This window comes from Subtercola boreus (genome assembly GCF_003399625.1).
Classification (GTDB): Bacteria; Actinomycetota; Actinomycetes; order Actinomycetales; family Microbacteriaceae; genus Subtercola; species Subtercola boreus_C.
In genome coordinates this window covers 38962-57010 of sequence record NZ_NBXA01000018.1, presented here as the reverse complement: position 1 = coordinate 57010, position 18049 = coordinate 38962, and the positions used below count along the sequence as shown (strand labels likewise).

15 protein-coding genes and 1 pseudogene are annotated in these 18049 nt (G+C 68.3%); all 16 read right to left on the bottom strand.

Features of this window, described 5'->3' with window-relative positions:
- Nucleotides 1–65: 65 nt before the first annotated feature.
- A complete protein-coding gene (locus B7R21_RS08165; protein WP_116282750.1) occupies nucleotides 66–986 on the bottom strand; it encodes an RluA family pseudouridine synthase in 921 nt (306 codons plus the stop codon).
- Nucleotide 987: 1 nt separating this feature from the next.
- The gene (gene lspA / locus B7R21_RS08160; RefSeq protein ID WP_253259706.1) at nucleotides 988–1623 is read right to left on the bottom strand and encodes a signal peptidase II; all 636 of its coding nucleotides are present in this window, start codon (nucleotides 1621–1623) and stop codon (nucleotides 988–990) included.
- The gene (locus tag B7R21_RS08155; protein WP_116282749.1) at nucleotides 1613–2290 is read right to left on the bottom strand and encodes a DivIVA domain-containing protein; all 678 of its coding nucleotides are present in this window, start codon (nucleotides 2288–2290) and stop codon (nucleotides 1613–1615) included. The genes lspA and B7R21_RS08155 overlap by 11 nt, the downstream gene beginning before the upstream one ends.
- A gap of 98 nt (nucleotides 2291–2388) precedes the next feature.
- Entirely contained in the window at nucleotides 2389–2700 is a 312-nt protein-coding gene (locus tag B7R21_RS08150) for a YggT family protein (protein WP_301182558.1), read from the bottom strand.
- A 7-nt stretch (nucleotides 2701–2707) separates the two neighbouring features.
- On the bottom strand, nucleotides 2708–3232 hold the full coding sequence (locus B7R21_RS08145) for a cell division protein SepF (RefSeq protein WP_116282748.1): 525 nt from the start codon (nucleotides 3230–3232) through the stop codon (nucleotides 2708–2710).
- Between the two features lie 40 nt (nucleotides 3233–3272).
- The gene (locus B7R21_RS08140) at nucleotides 3273–3974 is read right to left on the bottom strand and encodes a YggS family pyridoxal phosphate-dependent enzyme (RefSeq protein ID WP_116282747.1); all 702 of its coding nucleotides are present in this window, start codon (nucleotides 3972–3974) and stop codon (nucleotides 3273–3275) included.
- Nucleotides 3975–3994: 20 nt separating this feature from the next.
- Nucleotides 3995–5215 carry a cell division protein FtsZ gene (gene ftsZ / locus B7R21_RS08135; RefSeq protein ID WP_116282746.1) on the bottom strand — a complete coding sequence of 407 codons (1221 nt, stop codon included), beginning with the start codon at nucleotides 5213–5215 and terminating at the stop codon, nucleotides 3995–3997.
- 163 nt (nucleotides 5216–5378) lie between these two features.
- Nucleotides 5379–6635 carry an FtsQ-type POTRA domain-containing protein gene (locus B7R21_RS08130; RefSeq protein WP_116282745.1) on the bottom strand — a complete coding sequence of 419 codons (1257 nt, stop codon included), beginning with the start codon at nucleotides 6633–6635 and terminating at the stop codon, nucleotides 5379–5381.
- Nucleotides 6636–6767: 132 nt separating this feature from the next.
- Nucleotides 6768–8189 (bottom strand): annotated as a pseudogene (gene murC / locus B7R21_RS08125) (UDP-N-acetylmuramate--L-alanine ligase); the annotation flags it as partial.
- Between the two features lie 34 nt (nucleotides 8190–8223).
- On the bottom strand, nucleotides 8224–9309 hold the full coding sequence (locus tag B7R21_RS08120) for a UDP-N-acetylglucosamine--N-acetylmuramyl-(pentapeptide) pyrophosphoryl-undecaprenol N-acetylglucosamine transferase (RefSeq protein WP_116282744.1): 1086 nt from the start codon (nucleotides 9307–9309) through the stop codon (nucleotides 8224–8226).
- Nucleotides 9306–10727 carry a putative lipid II flippase FtsW gene (gene ftsW / locus B7R21_RS08115; protein ID WP_253259705.1) on the bottom strand — a complete coding sequence of 474 codons (1422 nt, stop codon included), beginning with the start codon at nucleotides 10725–10727 and terminating at the stop codon, nucleotides 9306–9308. Before ftsW ends, B7R21_RS08120 begins: the two co-directional genes overlap by 4 nt.
- Nucleotides 10636–12165, bottom strand: coding sequence for a UDP-N-acetylmuramoyl-L-alanine--D-glutamate ligase (gene murD / locus B7R21_RS08110; protein ID WP_116282743.1), 1530 nt, complete (start codon nucleotides 12163–12165; stop codon nucleotides 10636–10638). The genes ftsW and murD overlap by 92 nt, the downstream gene beginning before the upstream one ends.
- Nucleotides 12147–13244 (bottom strand): phospho-N-acetylmuramoyl-pentapeptide-transferase, encoded by a 1098-nt coding sequence (gene mraY / locus B7R21_RS08105; protein WP_116282742.1) that lies wholly within the window; start codon nucleotides 13242–13244, stop codon nucleotides 12147–12149. Before mraY ends, murD begins: the two co-directional genes overlap by 19 nt.
- Nucleotides 13241–14668, bottom strand: a complete 1428-nt coding sequence (locus tag B7R21_RS08100; RefSeq protein ID WP_116282741.1) for a UDP-N-acetylmuramoyl-tripeptide--D-alanyl-D-alanine ligase — start codon at nucleotides 14666–14668, stop codon at nucleotides 13241–13243. Before B7R21_RS08100 ends, mraY begins: the two co-directional genes overlap by 4 nt.
- A 4-nt stretch (nucleotides 14669–14672) precedes the next feature.
- Complete coding sequence (locus B7R21_RS08095) at nucleotides 14673–16214, bottom strand: Mur ligase family protein (protein WP_116282740.1); 1542 nt, start codon at nucleotides 16212–16214, stop codon at nucleotides 14673–14675.
- Between the two features lie 16 nt (nucleotides 16215–16230).
- Nucleotides 16231–18012: a peptidoglycan D,D-transpeptidase FtsI family protein gene (locus tag B7R21_RS08090; RefSeq protein ID WP_253259703.1), complete on the bottom strand. Its 1782-nt coding sequence runs from the start codon at nucleotides 18010–18012 to the stop codon at nucleotides 16231–16233.
- Between the last annotated feature and the right edge of the window lie 37 nt (nucleotides 18013–18049).

Genomic DNA, 18049 nt, shown 5'->3' with positions numbered 1-18049 from the left:
GGTGACAAATCTTCTCCGACTAGCTAGAGGTTGAGGTCACCAGTTTAGCCTCAGCCCGCCGACATTCAGTCGGTGCCGAGGGTGTCGAGCGCGTGCTGCAGGTCGGCCGGATAGGTCGAGGAGAACTGCACATACTCCCGCGATGCCGGATGCACGAAGCCGAGTTTCAGGGCGTGCAGCCACTGCCGGCTGAGCCCGAGACGGGCCGAGATCGTCGGATCGGCGCCGTACATCGCATCCCCGACGCACGGGTGCCGCTGAGCGGCCATGTGCACGCGGATCTGGTGCGTGCGGCCGGTCTCGAGGTGGATCTCGAGCAGCGACGCGCTCGGGAACGCTTCGAGTGTCTCGTAGTGCGTGACGCTCGGCTTGCCCGACGCCACCACCGCGAACTTCCAGTCGGAGCGCGGGTGGCGACCGATGGGCGCATCGATGGTGCCGGCGAGGGGATCGGGGTGCCCCTGTACGACGGCGTGGTAGATCTTGTCGACCTCGCGGTCATGGAAGAGCCGCTTCAGCCAGGTGTAGGCGTCTTCGCTCTTCGCGACGACCATCAGCCCGCTGGTACCGGCGTCGAGGCGGTGCACGATGCCGGCGCGCTCGGCGGCGCCCGAGGTCGAGATGCGGAAGCCGGCGGCGGCGAGGGCACCGAGAACGGTGGGGCCGGTCCAGCCGACGGAGGGGTGCGCGGCGACCCCGACGGGCTTGTCCACCACGACGATGTCGTCGTCGTCGTGGATGATCGTGAGATTCTCGACCGGCGTCGGTTCGATGCGCAGCTCCTGTTTCGGTGCCCAGTTCACTTCGAGCCAGGTCCCCTGCCGGAGCCGGTCGGACTTGCCGACGACGCGCCCGTCGACGCTCACTCCGCCGGCCTCGACCACGTCGGCGGCGAAGCTGCGGGAGAAGCCCATCAGTTTGGCCAGCGCGGCGTCCACACGTTCGCCGTCGAGGCCGTCGGGCACCGGGAGTTGACGGGATTCCACGTCAGTCGGTTTTCTCTGCGACAGGGTCGGCCGCGACATCCGACGCACCAGACGGCTCCTGCCGAGCAGCACGACGCCCGTCAAGTCCGATTCCCCGGATCGTGAGGACAAGGAAGACGACCATCGCCGCGCAGATCGCCGTGTCGGCGAGATTGAAGATCGCGGGAAGCAACGGGATCTTGACGAAGTCGACCACGTGGCCCACTCCGAACCCCGGTTCGCGGAACAGCCGGTCGCCGAGGTTTCCGAGCACTCCGCCGAGCAGGAGCCCGAAGACCACGGCCCAGCCGAGGGAGCGGATGCGCCGGGCGAACCAGACGATGAAGACGACGACAGCGGCCGCGAGGATCGAGAAGATCCAGGTGTAGGCGTTGCCGATCGAGAACGCGGCGCCGGAGTTGGTCACGTAGAAGAACTGCAGAACGTCTCCCAGCACAGGGACGTACTCGTTCAGTGGAAGGTTGGCGACGACGAGCGCTTTGGCACCCTGGTCGATGGCGAGGACGACAACCGCCACAACCACGAGAACGACCAGTGCGCGAACACTGATCGTTCTCGATCGGCCCTCGGCCGGAGTCACCTCTGGGGTGACTCCGGCGTCGAGGTTCGGGGCTGTCGCCTCGTGCTCAGGCTCCAAAGCCCTGGAAGCTGCCGGCGGGAGCACTCTCGCCGGAGGAGTCGAGGTCGCTGAGCTGGCTCTCGATGTAGCCGCGCAGCTTCTGGCGGTACTCCTTCTCGAAGGTGCGGAGCTCATCGATGCGGTGCTCGATGCCGGCCTTCTCCTGGTTCAGCTTGGCGAGCTCGGTGCGCTGCTTCGCCTCGGCCTCTGCGACGAGGCGGTTGGCCGTGGCCTGGCCCTCCTCGATGAGGGCGGCGCGCTTGTCGGAGCCCTCCTTGACGTGCTCGTCGTGCAGGCGGCGGGCGAGCTGCAGCAGGCTGGTGGTGCTTGCGGCGTCTTCGGGGTCACCGACGGTGGTCGGTGCGGCGGCGACGGGAGCCGAGATGGGCTCGGGCGTCTCGGCCGGAGCCTCCTTGACCAGGTCGACGACAGCCGTCTGCTCGCTGACCTCTGCTGCGGGCTCGGCCGGTGCAGCCTCTTCGCTGGCGGCAGTCGCGCTCGTGGCAGCAACAGGCGCGGCACTCGGGACGATCCCCGCGCGGAGCTCTTCGTTCTCGGCAATCAGGCGACGAAGCTCGACTACGACCTCGTCGAGGAAGTCATCGACCTCGTCCTGGTCGTAACCGGCCCGAAACTGGGTTTGCGAGAAGCGCTTGTTAACAACTTCTTCCGGAGTTAACGGCATGTTCTTCCACCTTTATTACTTGTGACTGTCTAGGGAACCCAGAGGCTGTCTAGGGAACGTTTTGGCGTTTCAGCAACTACGATACATGCGACACGCGATCAAGCGGCAATCACCCGCGCGTAATTGGCCACGGACAACAGGATGATCACGAGAAGCATCACGATGGTCCAGCCGAAATCGAAGGCGACCGGTCCGATCCTGAGCGGCGGTATCAACCGCCGGAAGAACCTGATCGGCGGATCGGTCACCGTGTAGGCAACCTCAGCGAGCACCAGGACGGCACCCTGGGGCCGCCACTGACGCTGGAAACTCCGAACGAGGTCGAGGATGAACCTGCCCCACATCACGAAGAAGAAGAGGAGCAGCGCCAGATAGACGACGGTCGCGATGATTGCTACGAGTGAACCCACCCGTCAATTATGACTGGACGAAGAAGGAAGATTCTGTGCGTGCGTCGGTCTGGGCCTCACCGGACACGGATACGTGCGACGGGGAGAGCAGGAAGACCTTGCTGGTGACCCGTTCGATCTTGCCGTAGAGGCCCTGGGAGAGGCCACCTGCGAAGTCGATGAGTCTCCGCGCGTCGGCATCCGTCATCTGCGACAGGTTGATGATCACGGGGATTCCCTCGCGGAAGCTTTCGGCGATGATCTGCGCGTCTTTGTACTGCTTCGGGTGGACGGTGAGGATTTCATTCATTTCGAGCGGGGCCGCCTCTTTGGGAGTCGTGGTTCGACGGAGTGGGGTCACCGGGGCACGACCGGAGTTCGACTCGGCCCGGGAGGTGTGTTCGCGAGCCGGGGCGACCGCACGCTCGACGGGTGCCTGGGTGGCCTGCGGGTGGGCGACGTGCGCCACAGGGGCAGCCTGCGTGTCTTCGTACTCGAGCTCTTCATCGGCAAGCCCGAGGTAGACCATCGTCTTGCGTAGTGGATTGGCCATGTCTTCCTCCGGGTTGGATGTTCGGGTGCCTACGTAGAGATTAACCGCGCGCCGGTCGGATTCCGGTGATTGCGGAACCGATCCGTAGGTGTGTCGCGCCCTCGGCGATCGCTTCGGCGAAGTCGTTCGACATGCCCGCAGAGATGGCGGATGCCCGGGGCACACTGGCCCGAACGGCGTCGGAGATGCTCCGCAGCTGGGCGAAGGCCGCGCGGGGTTCGCCCTCGTTCGGCGCGACGGCCATCACCCCCCGGAGATCGAGCCCGGGGAGCGTCTCGATATGTTCGGCGAGGGCCACGGCATCCTCGGGCCTGACGCCCCCGCGATCGGGATCCGGCGTGAGGTTGACCTGAACGAAACAGCCGATCCGCGTTCCGTCCGCCTCCCGCTCCTCAGAGGCGAGCAGGTCGGCGAGCGACGCACGGTCGACCGAGTGGATGACGCTGGCGTACTCGGCGACCTGCCTGGCCTTCTTGCTCTGCAGCTGGCCGATGAAATGCCAGGTGACGTCGAGGTCGGCGAGTTCGCGCGCCTTCTCGCGGGCCTCCTGGTGTCGGCTCTCGCCGAAATCTGTGATCCCGAGGGCGGCGAGGTCGCGGAGCAGCGCGGCGTCGTGGAACTTCGTCACGGCGATCAGGGTCAGGTCGTCGACACTCCGGCCCGCGGCATCCGCCGCCCCGGCGATGGATGCACGGACGAGGGCGAGCCGAGCCGTGAGGCCCGGCCCGCCCTCGTCCGGCACGGTGCTCTCTGCGATGGCTGCTACTTCAGGAAGTCGGGGACGTCGAGATCGGAGTCGTCGTCGTCCGAGGCCGGGTCGAGCTGGGCCGTGCCGGTGAGGCTGTGCTCCGGGTTCTGCGCCCAGGAGGCTGCGGAGGACTGCGGCTCCTCCGCACGGTCACGGCGGGTCGGCGGGGCGGCCGGTGCGCCCGCGGAACCCGATCCTGAACCCGCTCCCGCGCCGGCCCCGGCGAACAGGTCGCTCGCGTCGTTCGGCACCGTGAAGCCGCGCTTGGCGGCCGCATCGGCGATGGTCTCGGCCGTGTCGAAGCCGGCCGCGATGACGGTGACCCGCACCTCGTCGCCCAGGGTGTCGTCGATGACGGCACCGAAGATGATGTTGGCCTCGGGGTGCACCGCGTCCTGCACGAGCTTCGCGGCGTCGTTGATCTCGAAGATGCCGAGGTTCGATCCGCCCTGGATGGAGAGGAGCACGCCGTGGGCGCCCTCGATGCTCGCCTCGAGGAGCGGGGAGGCGACGGCGAGCTCTGCGGCCTTGATGGCGCGGTCGGCTCCCCTCGCCGATCCGATGCCCATGAGCGCTGATCCTGCACCCTGCATGACACTCTTGACGTCGGCGAAGTCGAGGTTGATGAGACCCGGGGTGGTGATCAGGTCGGTGATGCCCTGCACACCGGCGAGCAGCACCTGGTCGGCCGTCGAGAAGGCCTCCAGCATGCTGATGCCGCGGTCGCTGATCTCGAGCAGGCGATCGTTCGGCACGACGATGAGGGTGTCGACCTCGTTCTTCAGGGTCGCGACGCCGTCTTCGGCCTGGGCCATGCGGCGCTTGCCCTCGAAACCGAAGGGCTTCGTGACGACACCGATGGTGAGCGCGCCGATCGACTTGGCGATGCGGGCGACGACAGGGGCACCACCGGTTCCGGTGCCACCACCCTCACCGGCGGTGACGAAGACCATGTCGGCCCCGGCGAGGGCCTCTTCGATCTCTTCGGCGTGGTCTTCGGCGGCGCGGCGACCGACTTCGGGGTCGGCCCCGGCACCGAGGCCACGGGTGAGCTCACGGCCCACGTCGAGCTTCACGTCGGCGTCGCTCATCAGCAGCGCCTGGGCGTCGGTGTTGATGGCGATGAATTCGACTCCGCGAAGGCCGAGTTCGATCATCCGGTTGACGGCATTCACGCCGCCGCCACCGATGCCGACCACTTTGATCACGGCGAGGTAGTTCTGGTTCGATGTCACGTCCGGCCTCCGGGTCTCAAGCTCAAGTTGAGAGTTAATGTTATGCTGAGTATGTATTTCTTTTGATCAACCTAGGCGCGATGCGGCAACACACCCGTAACGCGCTTTGGCGTGTCGCATGTTGCACGGCGAATCGGACGTGCAGGTCGGCTGGGGAGGCTGATCAGCCGGAGACGACGGGGCTCTCCGGGCTCGAGACGTCGTAGGTCAGCGACTTCTCCGCATCCTGCGTGCCGATCAGCTTGTCGAGCACCTTCGCCTTCAGGGTCGAGTTCGCGTCGCTGCCCCAGACGACCTTCTGGCCGGCACCGGAGAGCGTGAACGAGACCGAGTCGGGGGTGGCCGCGCTGATCGTGTCGACCTTGGCGAGCAGATCGGCCGGCATCGCCCGGAGCACGGCGGTCGCGCCGATGAAGCCAGCACTGCCGACCGCCGAGGCCGCCGTGTCGATGACCGGGAAACCGGCCTGCCGGGCGTCGCTGTGCGAGACGACGACACCTGCGGGGTCGATCAGGTCGAATCCACCGGCCGCCGCGGTGATCTGTGCGACGGGCTGCCGTTCGACGATCCTCACGATCAGGGTGTTCGGCAGGGAGGACTCCGTGGAGTAGCTCTGGATGAGCGGAAAGCCGGCGAGCTCGGACTCCATCCGGCCGAAGTCCACGAGGGCGAGCGGCTTGCCGACCTGGTCGGCGAGAGCGGACTGCACCTGGGCGGCATCGATCCGCGAGGTGCCCTGCACGGTGATCGCCCGCACGGCGAACACCGGAGAGTAGGCCGTGAACAGCACCACGAGCACGAGCGCGGCGAGGGCGCCGAGCGAGACGATCCAGGTGAGACGCCGGCGGCGACTCCGCTCGGTGAAGCGGCGAGCCTCCTGCTGCTCGACCCGGCGGCGTCGGCGGGCGGCCGCCCGGAGCGCGCTCTTCGCCGACCGCCCGTCGGCGCCGCCGCGCTGCCCGCTCGCGTCACTCCCCTCCGCCAGTCGAATGGGCAGTTTCGGCCCTGCTTCGCGGCCATTGGGGCCCGAAGTGCCCCCTCGATCGTGGTCGGGGGTGGGGGGCGCGGGGGTGGGCGGGGCCGGGGGCGCGGGGGGCGCGAGTGCGGGCGGGGCGGGAGTGCTTGTCGCGGGCGGGGCCGGCTTGACGCGCGTCATCGAGATCGGCGGGGCGGCGGGTGCGGGGGCGACCGTGTGCGGCGCATCGACTGCGCCGGCTGCGACCGACTTCGCGCCGCGACGCTTGGAAGTCGCGGGAGGGGTGGTCGGGCGCGGCGGGGAGCCCGGCGCCTCGGGCGCGACGCGCGAGGACAAGGCCGCTGTGCGCGGCTTGGCGGGCGCGGCCGGCGGTGCCGGCGGCGCGACCCGCGAGGTCGGCGGCGCGACGCTCGGCGGCGGGGTCACTGCGTTGGGGCGCTTCATCGGCTGCCCACGTCAGGCGTCGGGCCCGTCTGCGGGCGCGACGGCAGCGGTGCCTGCACCGGCGTCCGCGCCTGGATCGGCACCGGCAGCCGCGCCGGCACCTGAAGCCGCGCCCGCGCTCGCGCCTGCATCGGCAGCCGCGCCGGCATTCGCCGACTCAGCAGGCACCGCGGCGAGGGAGGCGAGCAGCTGAGGCACGATGAGGTTCACGTCTCCACAGCCGAGCGTCACCACGAAGTCCCCGGGGCGGGTGATGGAGGCTGTGAAGTCCGCCGCCTCCTGCCAGTCGGAGATGTAGGCGACATGCGAGGAGTCCGCGAAGCGCGACGAGACGGTCTCCCCCGTCACCCCGGGCACCGGGTCCTCACGTGCGCCGCAGACGTCGAGCACCACGGTGAAGTCGGCCGTGCGCTCGAGCGTCTCGGCGAACTCCCCCGCGAGCAACTGCGTGCGGCTGTAGAGGTGTGGCTGGTGCACGGCGATGATCCGCCCCTCACCGACGACGGTGCGCGCGGCGGTGAGTGCGGCATCCACCTCCGTCGGGTGGTGGGCGTAGTCGTCGTAGACGCTCACGCCCCGCACGGTGTCGTGCAGTTCGAAGCGGCGGCCCGTTCCGTCGAACGGAGCAAGCGACGAGAGCACAGCGGCCGGCTCGAAGCCGAGTCCGACGAGAACCGCGAAGGCCCCCGCCGCATTCAGGGCGTTGTGGATGCCCGGAACCTGGAGGCTCCCGGCGTACGTCTGCCCGAGGTAGTCGACAGCGAACGCCACCGGCCCGGCCGTGACGACGGAGTGCAGTCTCACGTCGGCGCCCGCGGCGAACCCGAACGAGAGCACCCGCGAAGCGGTGAGCCGGGAGGCGACCCGCAGCGCCCCCGGGTCGTCGGAGGAGACCACCACGAGCTCGGAGGCCTCGTCGGCGAAGGTCACGAAGGCATCCTCGACGGCTTCGACCGATCCGTAGTGGTCGAGGTGGTCGGGGTCCACGTTGGTGATGAGCGCCACGGCGGTGTCGTAGAGCAGGAACGAGCCGTCGGACTCGTCGGCCTCCAGCACGAACAGCTCGCCCTCACCCCAGGCCGAGCTGGTGCCGAGGGCGGAGATGACGCCGCCGTTGACGAAGCTGGGTTCGGCTCCGAGGCCGAGGAGGGCGGTGACGATCATCCCGGTCGACGTGGTCTTGCCGTGCGCGCCGGCGACCGAGATCAGCCGGCGACGGTTCACGAGCCAGGCCAGCGCCTGCGACCGGTGGAGCACCGGCAGGCCGCGCTGCTGGGCGAGCACGAGCTCGGGATTGTCGGGCCAGAGCGCGCTGGTGACGACGAGAGTGTCGGCGTCGCCGAGGTTCGCGGCGTCGTGGCCGATGTGCACGGTGGCGCCGAGCGCGCGGAGCTTCTCGGCCGTCTTCGAGTCGGTGCGGTCGGAACCCGTCACGGTCACACCCGCCGCGAGGAACAGGCGTGCGATACCGCTCATGCCCGCCCCGCCGATGCCGACGAAGTGCACGGCACCGAGTTCTGCCGGGATCTCGAGGGTCAGATCGGGTTTGATCACGCTGTGCATCCTGTCGTTCTGCGAATAGACAACGTTACGCGCCCTTCAGGGCTTCTTCGATCAGGTCGACGGTTCGGGCCGACCCGTCCGTCACTCCGGCGCCGAGCGCGGCAGCGGCCATGTCGTCGATGCGGGCCCGGTCGCCGAGCAGCGGCAGGAGGGAGGACCGGATCCATTCCGGCGTGAAATCCGCGTCGCGCACCAGCACGGCGCCGCCCGCTTCGACGAGGTCGACCGCGTTGAAGCGCTGCTCGCCGTTTCCGACGGCGTAGGGCACCAGCACGCTCGGAACCCCGAGCGCCGCCAGTTCGGAGACGGTCGCCGCCCCCGCGCGCGAGACGGCGAGATCGGCTGCCGCGAGGGCGAGCTCCATCCGGTCGCAGTAGCGGAGCATCCGGTAGCCCGGGATGCCCGGGTCGACCAGCTCCGACCGGTTGCCGGTGATGTGCAGCACCTGCCAGCCCGCCCGGGCGATGTCAGCAGCGGCCGCGAAGATGCTCCCGTTGATCTGCGCCGCACCGAGCGAGCCACCGGTCACGAGCAGCACGGGCCGGTCGGCATCGAGGTCGAAGAGTGTGAGGGCCTCGGCGCGGGCCGCGGCCTTCGGCCCTCCGACGAGCGCCTGGATCTCACGGCGGAGCGGCATCCCCACGAAGCGCCCGTGCGGCAGTGTCCCCGCGCGGAACGCCAACCCGACGAACGGGGTGAACCGCGCACCGAGACGGTTCGCGAGCCCCGGCCGGGCGTTCGCCTCATGGATGACCAGCGGCACCTTCGCGCGCCGCGCCGCGAGATACGCCGGCGCGGCAGCGTAGCCCCCGAAACCGACGACCACGTCGACGCGGCGCTCCCGAATCAGCCGGGTGAGGTCGCCGATGACACCGCGGAGCGCATTCGGGAACGAGATGGCCGCACGGTTCGGCCTGCGGGGGAACGGAAGCTTGGCGATGGTCACGAGCTCGTAGCCGCGCTCCGGCACGAGGCGTGCCTCGAGGCCCGTTGCGGTTCCGACGACCACGATCTCGGCGCCGGGGTCACGGCGGCGCAGTTCATCGGCCGTGGCGAGCAGCGGGTTCACGTGGCCCGCTGTGCCGCCGCCGGCCAGCAGATAGGTGGTCACTTCGGGCGCACCGTGCGTCGACGGGAGGCGAGGGACACCGAACCCGGTGCCAGGAGGGCACCGGCATCCGGATCGCTCGCGGTCTCCTTCGTCTGCCCGCGAGCGATCGAGAGCACCACCCCGATCGCGATGAGGGTGGTGATCAGCGCCGAACCGCCCGAGGAGATGAGCGGGAGAGGCACGCCGAGAACCGGGATCACCCCCAGCACGACGGCGATGTTCACGAAGGCCTGGCTGATGATCCAGACCATGACCGAGCCGGAGACGACCTTCGAGAACATGTCCTTCGACGACCGCACGATGCGGAGGAACGCGATGGCCAGCGCGACGAACAGCGCGATCACGACGAGCGCCCCGATCATTCCGAGCTCCTCGCCGATGATGGCGAAGATGAAGTCGTTGTCGGCGGCCGGCAGCCACGACCACTTGGCCTTCGAGTTGCCGAGGCCGACACCGAAGAAGCCGCCGTTGGCGAGGGCGAAGAGCCCGTGCTGGGTCTGCCAGCACTCGCCCGAGTAGTCGGTGCAGCCTTCGCTCAGAAAGCTGCCGATGCGGGAGACCCGGCTCGAACTCGAGGCCGCGATGAGCGCGATCGCGATCCCGCCGAGGATCACGGGGATGATGAACATCCGGAGCCGGATGCCGGCGAAGAAGAGGGCGCCGAAGAGCAGGCCGGCCATGATCATCACGGTGCCGAGGTCGCCGCCGAGCATGACGAGCAGCACTGCCCCGCCGGCCACCGGCAGGACGGGGATCGCGACATGCCCCCAGAGGTGCAGATAGCGCTGCTTCTTCGCGAGGATGACGCCCATCCAGATGACGAGGCCGAGCTTGATGAGTTCGGAGGGCTGCAGGCTCACGCCGGCGACGTTCAACCAGTTCAGGTTGCCACCGACCGTGATGCCGAGCGGCGTGAAGAGCACCAGGAGCTGCAGGATGACTCCCCCGGCCAGCGCCAGCCAGCCCCAGCGCTTCCAGAACCGGATCGGCAGCCGCGAGATGACGAGCATCAGCGGCACCCCGATGAGAGCGAAGACACCCTGCTTCCAGAAGGTGCCGAAGAAGCCCTGGCGCGCTGTGTACGAGTCGATCGACGACGACGACAGCACCATGACGAGCCCCAGCACCACGAGGAACAGCGTGGTGCCGAGCAGGAAGTAGTAGTTGCTCGACTCCGCCTGGAAGACCCGGTTCACCGAGATGCGCGCGGTGCGGGCCCGGGAAGCGCCGGTGGAGGCGAAGGTGGCGGCCGAGGGCCGGGTGCCGGTGGCGGCCGAGGGCCGGGCTGCTCCGGATGCGGCGGGGGGCCGGGTTCCGGCAGCCGGCTTATTCGGGCGAGTGCCCTGGGGGCGGCGCATGGTGTTCGTCAGCTGCCCCACCTCCAAGATGTTCACGTACTGCGCGGGCAAAGTGGTCACCCCGGTCGGAGTAGTCGACGAACTGGTCCATCGACGCTGCGGCCGGCGCCAGCAGCACCACGTCACCGGGCACTGCTGCAGCGGAGGCCAACCGCACAGCGGCCGACATCACTCCCTCAGTCTCGGTGCCGTCGACCTCGAACACGGGCACCCCGGGGGCGTGTCGTTCGAATGCGTTCCTGAGAGCTTCCCGATCCACACCGATCAGCACGACCGCCCGGAGCTTCGTCGCCCGAGCTGCCACCAGGGGCCCGACATCGACACCCTTCAGCAGCCCGCCGGCGATCCAGACCACCGATTCGAAGGCCCCGAGCGAGGCGTCGGCGGCGTGCGCGTTCGTGGCCTTCGAGTCGTTGATCCACGTGATGCCGCCGGATGTCGCGACCTGCTCGATTCGGTGACGGTCGAGTTCGAACGTGGCGAGAGCGGCCCGGACGGCCTCGACGGAGACCCCCATCGAGCGGGCGAGGGCGCTGGCGGCGAGGATGTTCGCCACCGTGTGGGGCGCTGCGAGCCCCCGCTCGGCCAACGCCGACACCGTGGTGATCTCGAGGGCGGTCGTGCGGCGTTCTTCGGTGAAGGCCCGGTCGCAGAGGATGCCGTCGACCACGCCGAAGTCGCTCAGCCCCGGAACTCCGAGCCCGAAACCGATGGCGCGGGCGCCGTCGACGACCTCGGCCTCCTCGACCATGGCGATGGTGCGGGCATCCGACCGGTTGTAGACGCACGCGACGCGGGTGTTCGTGTACACGCGGGCCTTGGCGGCGGCGTAGGCCTCGGCCGAACCGTGCCAGTCGAGGTGGTCGTCGGCGACGTTCAGGCAGACGGCGGCGTGCGGCGACATGCTGAAGGTCGAGTGCAACTGGTAGCTCGAGAGCTCGACGACCAGCACATCGAATCCCTGCGGGTCGCGAATGGCGTCGAGGATCGGGATGCCGATGTTGCCGCAGGGCGCGGCCCTCAGCCCACCGGCCACGAGCATGGTCGCGGTCAGCTGGGTCGTCGTGGTCTTGCCGTTGGTGCCGGTGATGGCGATCCACTCGGCAGGCTTCCCGACCTTGTCCCGCAGCCGCCAGGCGAGTTCGACGTCACCCCAGACCGGGATGCCCGCTGCGACCGCCCAGAGGATCACCGGATGATCGGGGTGGAAGCCCGGCGAGACGACCAGCACCTCGGGGTTCAGCGCGATGAGAGCGGGAGGCGCGGCATCCAGAACCTGGTCGAGCACGAGCGCCGCCCCGATGACCTCGACCAGGCGCACCTGGGAGTCGTCGGCCTGCTGGGCGACGACGAGCACGCTCGCCCCGAGCTCAACGAGCGTGTCGGCAACCGAGAAGCCCGTCTTGCCGAGGCCCAGCACGCCGACCCGGAGGCCGCTCCACTCGGAGTGCCAGCTGGTCAGGGAGTCGAGTCGTCCAGTCAAGCCTGCAGGATCCATTCGAGGTAGAAGGCACCGACACCGGCCGCCACACAGAGGCCGGCGATGATCCAGAAGCGCACGACGATCGTGACCTCGGCCCAGCCCTTGACCTCGAAGTGGTGGTGGAGCGGACTCGCGCGCCAGATGCGCTTGCCTCCGGTGAGGCGGAAGTAGGTGAGCTGCACCACGACCTGGCCGGCGACGATCACGAAGATGCCGCCGATCAGGATGAGGAGCAGTTCGGTGCGGCTCTCGATGGCCAGCGCGGCCAGGGCCCCGCCGATCGCCAGGGAGCCGGTGTCGCCCAGGAAGATCTTGGCGGGGTTCGTGTTCCACCAGAGGAACCCGATCAGCGCGCCCGCGATCGCCGCCGCGATGACGGCGAGGTCGAGCGGCTGGTTCACGTTGTAGCACTTGAAGGTCACGTCGGGGTCGAGGGTCAGGCTCGCGCAACTCTGGTTGGCCTGCCAGAAACCGATGATGACGAACGAGCCGATGGCGAGGATGGCGGATCCGGGGGCCAGTCCGTCGAGCCCGTCGGTGAGGTTCACAGCATTCGAGGTGGCCAGCACGATCAGCACGATCCAGATCACGAAGGCGATGGTGCCGGCGATCACGCCCCACTGCAGGAAGTCGAAGTCGAGGTCACGGATGGCGGAGATGTGGGTGGACGCGACGGTGAAGCCGTTCGGACCCGTCGCATTCATGGCCACCAGGGCGAACACGCCGCCGACGAGCAGCTGGCCGATCAGTTTCGCCGTCGGGCCGAGGCCGAGGCTCCGTTTCTTGCGTACCTTCAGAAAGTCGTCGATGAACCCGACGACACCGAGGCCGACCATCATGAACAGCACCAGCAGCACAGAGACCGACGGCGGATTGCCGGTGACCAGCAGGGCCCCGAAGTAGCCGAACAGCGTCGCCAGGATGATGACGATGCCGCCCATGGTGGGCGTCCCCCGCTTGACGTGGTGCGAGGCCGGACCGTCGATGTTGATGTACTGGCCCCAGGCCAGCTTCTTGAACAACCGGATGAAGACCGGCGTCATGAACAGCGAGAAGACCATCGAGAGGCCACCCGCACCGATGAGTGTGATCATGCGAAGTGCTCCCCCAGCCTGTCGCCGAGAAACCGCAGCCCCGCCGAATTCGACGACTTGACCAGCACGACGTCTCCGGAACGCAACTCGTTCTCGAGCAGAGCGTACGCCTCGTCGGCGGTGTCGAAGAACGCCGACTCGCCGTCCCACGAGCCCTCGTGCGTCGCGGCCAGGTGCAGCGCCCTGGCTCCCTCGCCCACCACGAATATGCGTTCGATGCCGAGCCGCACGATGGTGCGCCCGATGCGGTCGTGCTCCTCGAGCGAGAACTCGCCGAGTTCGCTCATCTCGCCGAGGATCGCGACGCGCCGGATGCCCGGTCCCGAGATCTGGGCGAGCGTCTTGAGGCCGGCCAGCATCGAATCGGGGCTGGCGTTGTAGGCGTCGTTGATGATCGTCACGCCCTGCGTTCCGGGAAGCACCTCCATGCGCCAGCGCTCGGCGCGCGTCACCGACTCCAGCGCAGCGACGATGTCGGCCAGCGGCACCCCGATGGTGTGGGCGACCGCCGCTGCGGCCAGAGCGTTGGTGACGTGGTGCTCGCCGAGCACGCTGAAGTGCACTGTCTGCGATTCGCCGGTCGGCAGGGTGAGGGTGAAGTCGGTGCCCGCCGTCGTCTGCACCAGGTCGGATGCCCGCACCCCCGCACTGGCATCGAGGCCGAACCACAGCACAGCGGCACGGGTCTTCTCGGCCATGCTCTCGACCCGGTAGTCGTCGAGGTTCAGCACCGCGACATCCGTCGGCAGCAGGTCGGTGACCATCTCGGTCTTCGTGGCGAGCGTCTTCGCGATGCCGCCGAACTCGCCGGCGTGGGCGAGGCCCACGGTCAGCACGACGCCGATGTCGGGCCGCGCCATCCGGATCAGCCGGGTGATCTCGCCGGGCGCGCTGGCCCCCATCTCGGCGACGAGGAAGCGGGTCTCGGGTTCGACCTTCAGCATCGTGAGCGGGGCGCCGACCTCGTTGTTGAACGAGTCGCGCGGGGCGATCGTCGGCCCCTGCCGTTCCAGGATCGTGCGGAGGAGGTTCTTCGTCGTGGTCTTGCCGTTCGAGCCGGTGATGCCGACGACGGTGAGCGCTCCGAGCTCGCGGATGCGCCGGATCACCTCTGTGGCCAGCATCCCGAGCGCCTCGACCGAGTTCGACACGACGATCTGGGGCACCGTGAGAGCGTCGATCACGTGCTCGACGATCACGAGGTCGGCCCCGTTCGCCACCGCGGCCTCGACGTAGAAGTGCCCGTCGCTGAATTCGCCGGGCTTTGCCACGAAGATGCCGCCGGGCACGATCTCACGGGAGTCGGTGTCGACCGCACCGTTCACGATCGACACCTCGGAGGTGCCCTCCTCCACCGCGTGGTCGCCGAGCAGAAGGGTGCCGCCGATCGTGCGGGCGATGTCGTCGAGAGTCAGGTCGAGCATGGTTCTACAGCCATCCGGATTCGTGGAGCGCAAGACGGGCGTCGTCTCTCGCTGAGTAGGGAATGTGTACGCCGGCGACCTCGTGGTAGTCCTCGTGGCCGGGGCCGGCGTAGAGGATCGCGTCGCCGGGGCCAGCGATCGAGAGGGCCTTGCGGAAGGCGTCGCGCGGGTCGGCGACCTCGTAGAGCTCCCGTTCGGGCACCGCCGAGCGTGCGGCGTCGACGAGAACCGTGCGAATCGCGGCGGGATCCTCGCTCCGCGGGTGGAAGTCGGTCACCACCACCGCGTCGGAGAGCCGGGCGGCGATCTGGCCCATCTCGACGCGCTTCGACGGATCGCGGTCGCCGTCGGCGCCGAAGAGCATGATGATGCGGCCATCCGTCACCCGGCGAAGGGAGTCGAGGGTGCTGGTGAAGGCATCGGGGCTGTGGCCGTAGTCGATGAAGACCGCAGGACCGGAGTTCGCGATGCGCTCGGCCCGGCCCGGGATGTAGACGTCGATTCCGCCGTCACGGGTGAGGGCGGCCGCGATGTCGGCGAGCGGGTAGCCCGCCTCGACGAGCATCACCAGGGCGAGCGCGGCGTTCTCGGCCATGTGCCGCCCGAGAACCGGGATCGACGTCGTGATCGAGAGGTTGTCGGGCCCGTTCAGGATGAACCGGGTCTCGTCGATCGTCTCGTGGAGGATCGCGGCGTACCAGTCGGCCGCCTTGCCCGGGTAGGTCGAGAGCTGGGTGACCGGGATGGTCGCGGCGCGTGCGAGCCGGGTGCCCCACTCGCTGTCGTTGATGACGACACCGCGCTTCGCCCGCTCGGCCGTGAACAGCGGAACCTTCGCCTCGAAGTATTTCTGCATGGTGCCGTAGTCGTCGAGATGGTCGTGGGTGAGGTTCGTGAACCCCACGACGTCGTAGACGATGCCGTCGACGCGGTGGCGGGTGAGCGCCTGCGCCGAGGTCTCGATGATGACGGCCTCCGCGCCTGCCTCCCGCATGCGGGCGAGCAGGCCGTGCACCTCTGTCGCCTCAGGCGTGGTCAGCGCGCTCGTCACGGCCCAGTCGCCGATCCGGCGCTCGGCGGTGGTGCTGAGGCCGGCCAGCACACCGAGCTGGCGGAGGATCGCCTCGATGATGTAGGCGACGCTCGTCTTGCCGTTGGTACCCGTGACACCGAAGAGGAGGGGCGCGTACTCGGTGGTCTGGTAGACCCACGCCGAGAGGGCGCCGAGGGACGCACGGGGGTCGCTCGTGACCAGCACGGGCAGCCCCGACTGCGCGGCGAGGGTGAGGCCCCGGGGATCCGTCACGATCGCGACAGCGCCCTTCTCGCGGGCATCGCCCACGAACTGGGCGCCGTGCGCGTGCACTCCGGCCAACCCCACGTAGATATCACCCGGAAGCACCGTCTTCGACGAGAGCGTGATGCCGGTGACGAGCAGTCCGTCGATGTCGCCGAGCACCTCGAGACCGAACTGGCGAGCCAGCTCAGAGACGGGGCGAGCTTCGGGACGTTCGGGCCGCAGCCCTGCAGAGACCCCTGTCGTCACCTGGCTCCTCGCGAGTTCAATAGCTGGTCGGGTATTCGACCGCGGGAACCGTCGAAGGCGCCACACGGTACTTCTGGAGCACCTGCGACATGATCTTCTGGAAGACCGGAGCAGCAGCTGAACCGTTAGTAATGGTAACCGGCTTCATCAGGTTGACCGAAACGACGTACTGCGGGTTCTCTGCCGGGGCGAGGCCCGCGACGCTCGTCAGGTATCCTCCGCCGTAGGCTCCTTGGCCGTTGCTGACCTCCGCCGTTCCCGTCTTCGCGGCCACGTTGTAGCCCGGGATCTTCAACAGTGAAGCCGCGTAACCGCCGGAGACGACGCTCTGCATCATATTGACCGTCTCCTGGGCTGCGGTCTGCGAGACGACCTGCTCGCCCTGGGTACTCGGCGTCTCTGTCATGGTGCCGTCGGCCGACTTGCAGCCCGCGACGAGGGAGACGGGCATCCGCACGCCGCCGTTCCCGAGGGTCTGGTACATGCTCGCCACCTGCACGGCCGTGGTGGTGAGACCCTGGCCGAAGGCGGTGTTCCACAGGGTCTGCTCGTCCCATTCGGCGGGGGTGCGGATGGTGCCCTCCGACTCGCCCGGAAAGTTCACCTCGCTCGTCTCACCGAGGTGGAACTTCTTCATGTACTCGTAGCGCTGCTGGTCGGTCAGCATCGAACTGAGCAGCGAGATGCCGACGTTCGAGGAGGTCTCGATGATTCCGGTGAGGGTCATCGGATCGGCACCGTGCGACTCGTCGTCGGTGATCACGGCACCGCCCGGCGTCTTGTAGCGCTGCGGCACGATCGTGCCCGTGCTGGGTGTGCCCTTGCCCGCATCGATGATGGTCGCCGCGGACTCCGCCTTGAAGGTGGAGCCGGGCTCGAACGGGCTCGAGAACGCGATCGCACCCCAGAATCCGGGGTCGGTGGCGTCGAGGTTGTTCGGATCCGGCGTCGGGTACTGGGCGACCGTGAGGAGTTTGCCGGTCTTCACCTCGGTGACGACGACGCTCCCCCACTCGGCGCCCGTCGAGGTCACCTGTTGCGCGAGCACCTGCTGCGCGTAGTACTGCAGGTCACTGTCGATCGTGGTCACGACGGTCGAACCGTCGACAGGCTCCTTGTCGAGCACCGTGGTGTTCGGGATCGCGACGCCGTCGGCGCCCTTCTCGTAGGTCTGGAGCCCGTCGGAGCCGGCGAGGCACTGGTTCTCCTTCTCCTCGAGTCCGCCGGTGCCGGTGAGGGCGCCGCTTGCGTCGTTGCCCATGAAGCCCACGATGTTGCCGGCGACGCTGCCGTTCGGGTAGACGCGCTGCGGGGAGGTCTCGTAGTAGAGCCATTCGATACCCAGGGCCTGGATCGCTCGGTACTTCTCGAGATCCAGATCCTTCGCGATCATTGCATAGGACGACGTACGATCCGCAGTCAACAGGCCGTAGACCTCGTCGGCAGTCTGCCCTGTGATGGCTGCGATCTTCGCCGCCGCCTCGAGTGGTGTCACAGTAGGGAGATCGGCGCCCGTCGTCGGATCTGTCGGGGTATAGTCGGCGACCTGCGCCGGCGAGGCCGTCACGTTGTACCGGATGACCGTGGTGGCCAGCACCACGCCGTTCGCGTCGACGATGTCGCCGCGCGGCCCGTAGATCGACTGGCCGACCGAGAGCTTGTCGTACGACTGGGCATTCAGATCGCTCGCCTGCACCACCTGGATGTCGACCAGGCGCACCACCAGCACGGCGACAAGGGCGACGATGACGACGATGGAGACGGCGACGCGGTTGCGTGTGGTGCGTGAACTGCTCACGGGTGCGGTGTCCTAACGGGTGAGGTTCAGTGGGTGG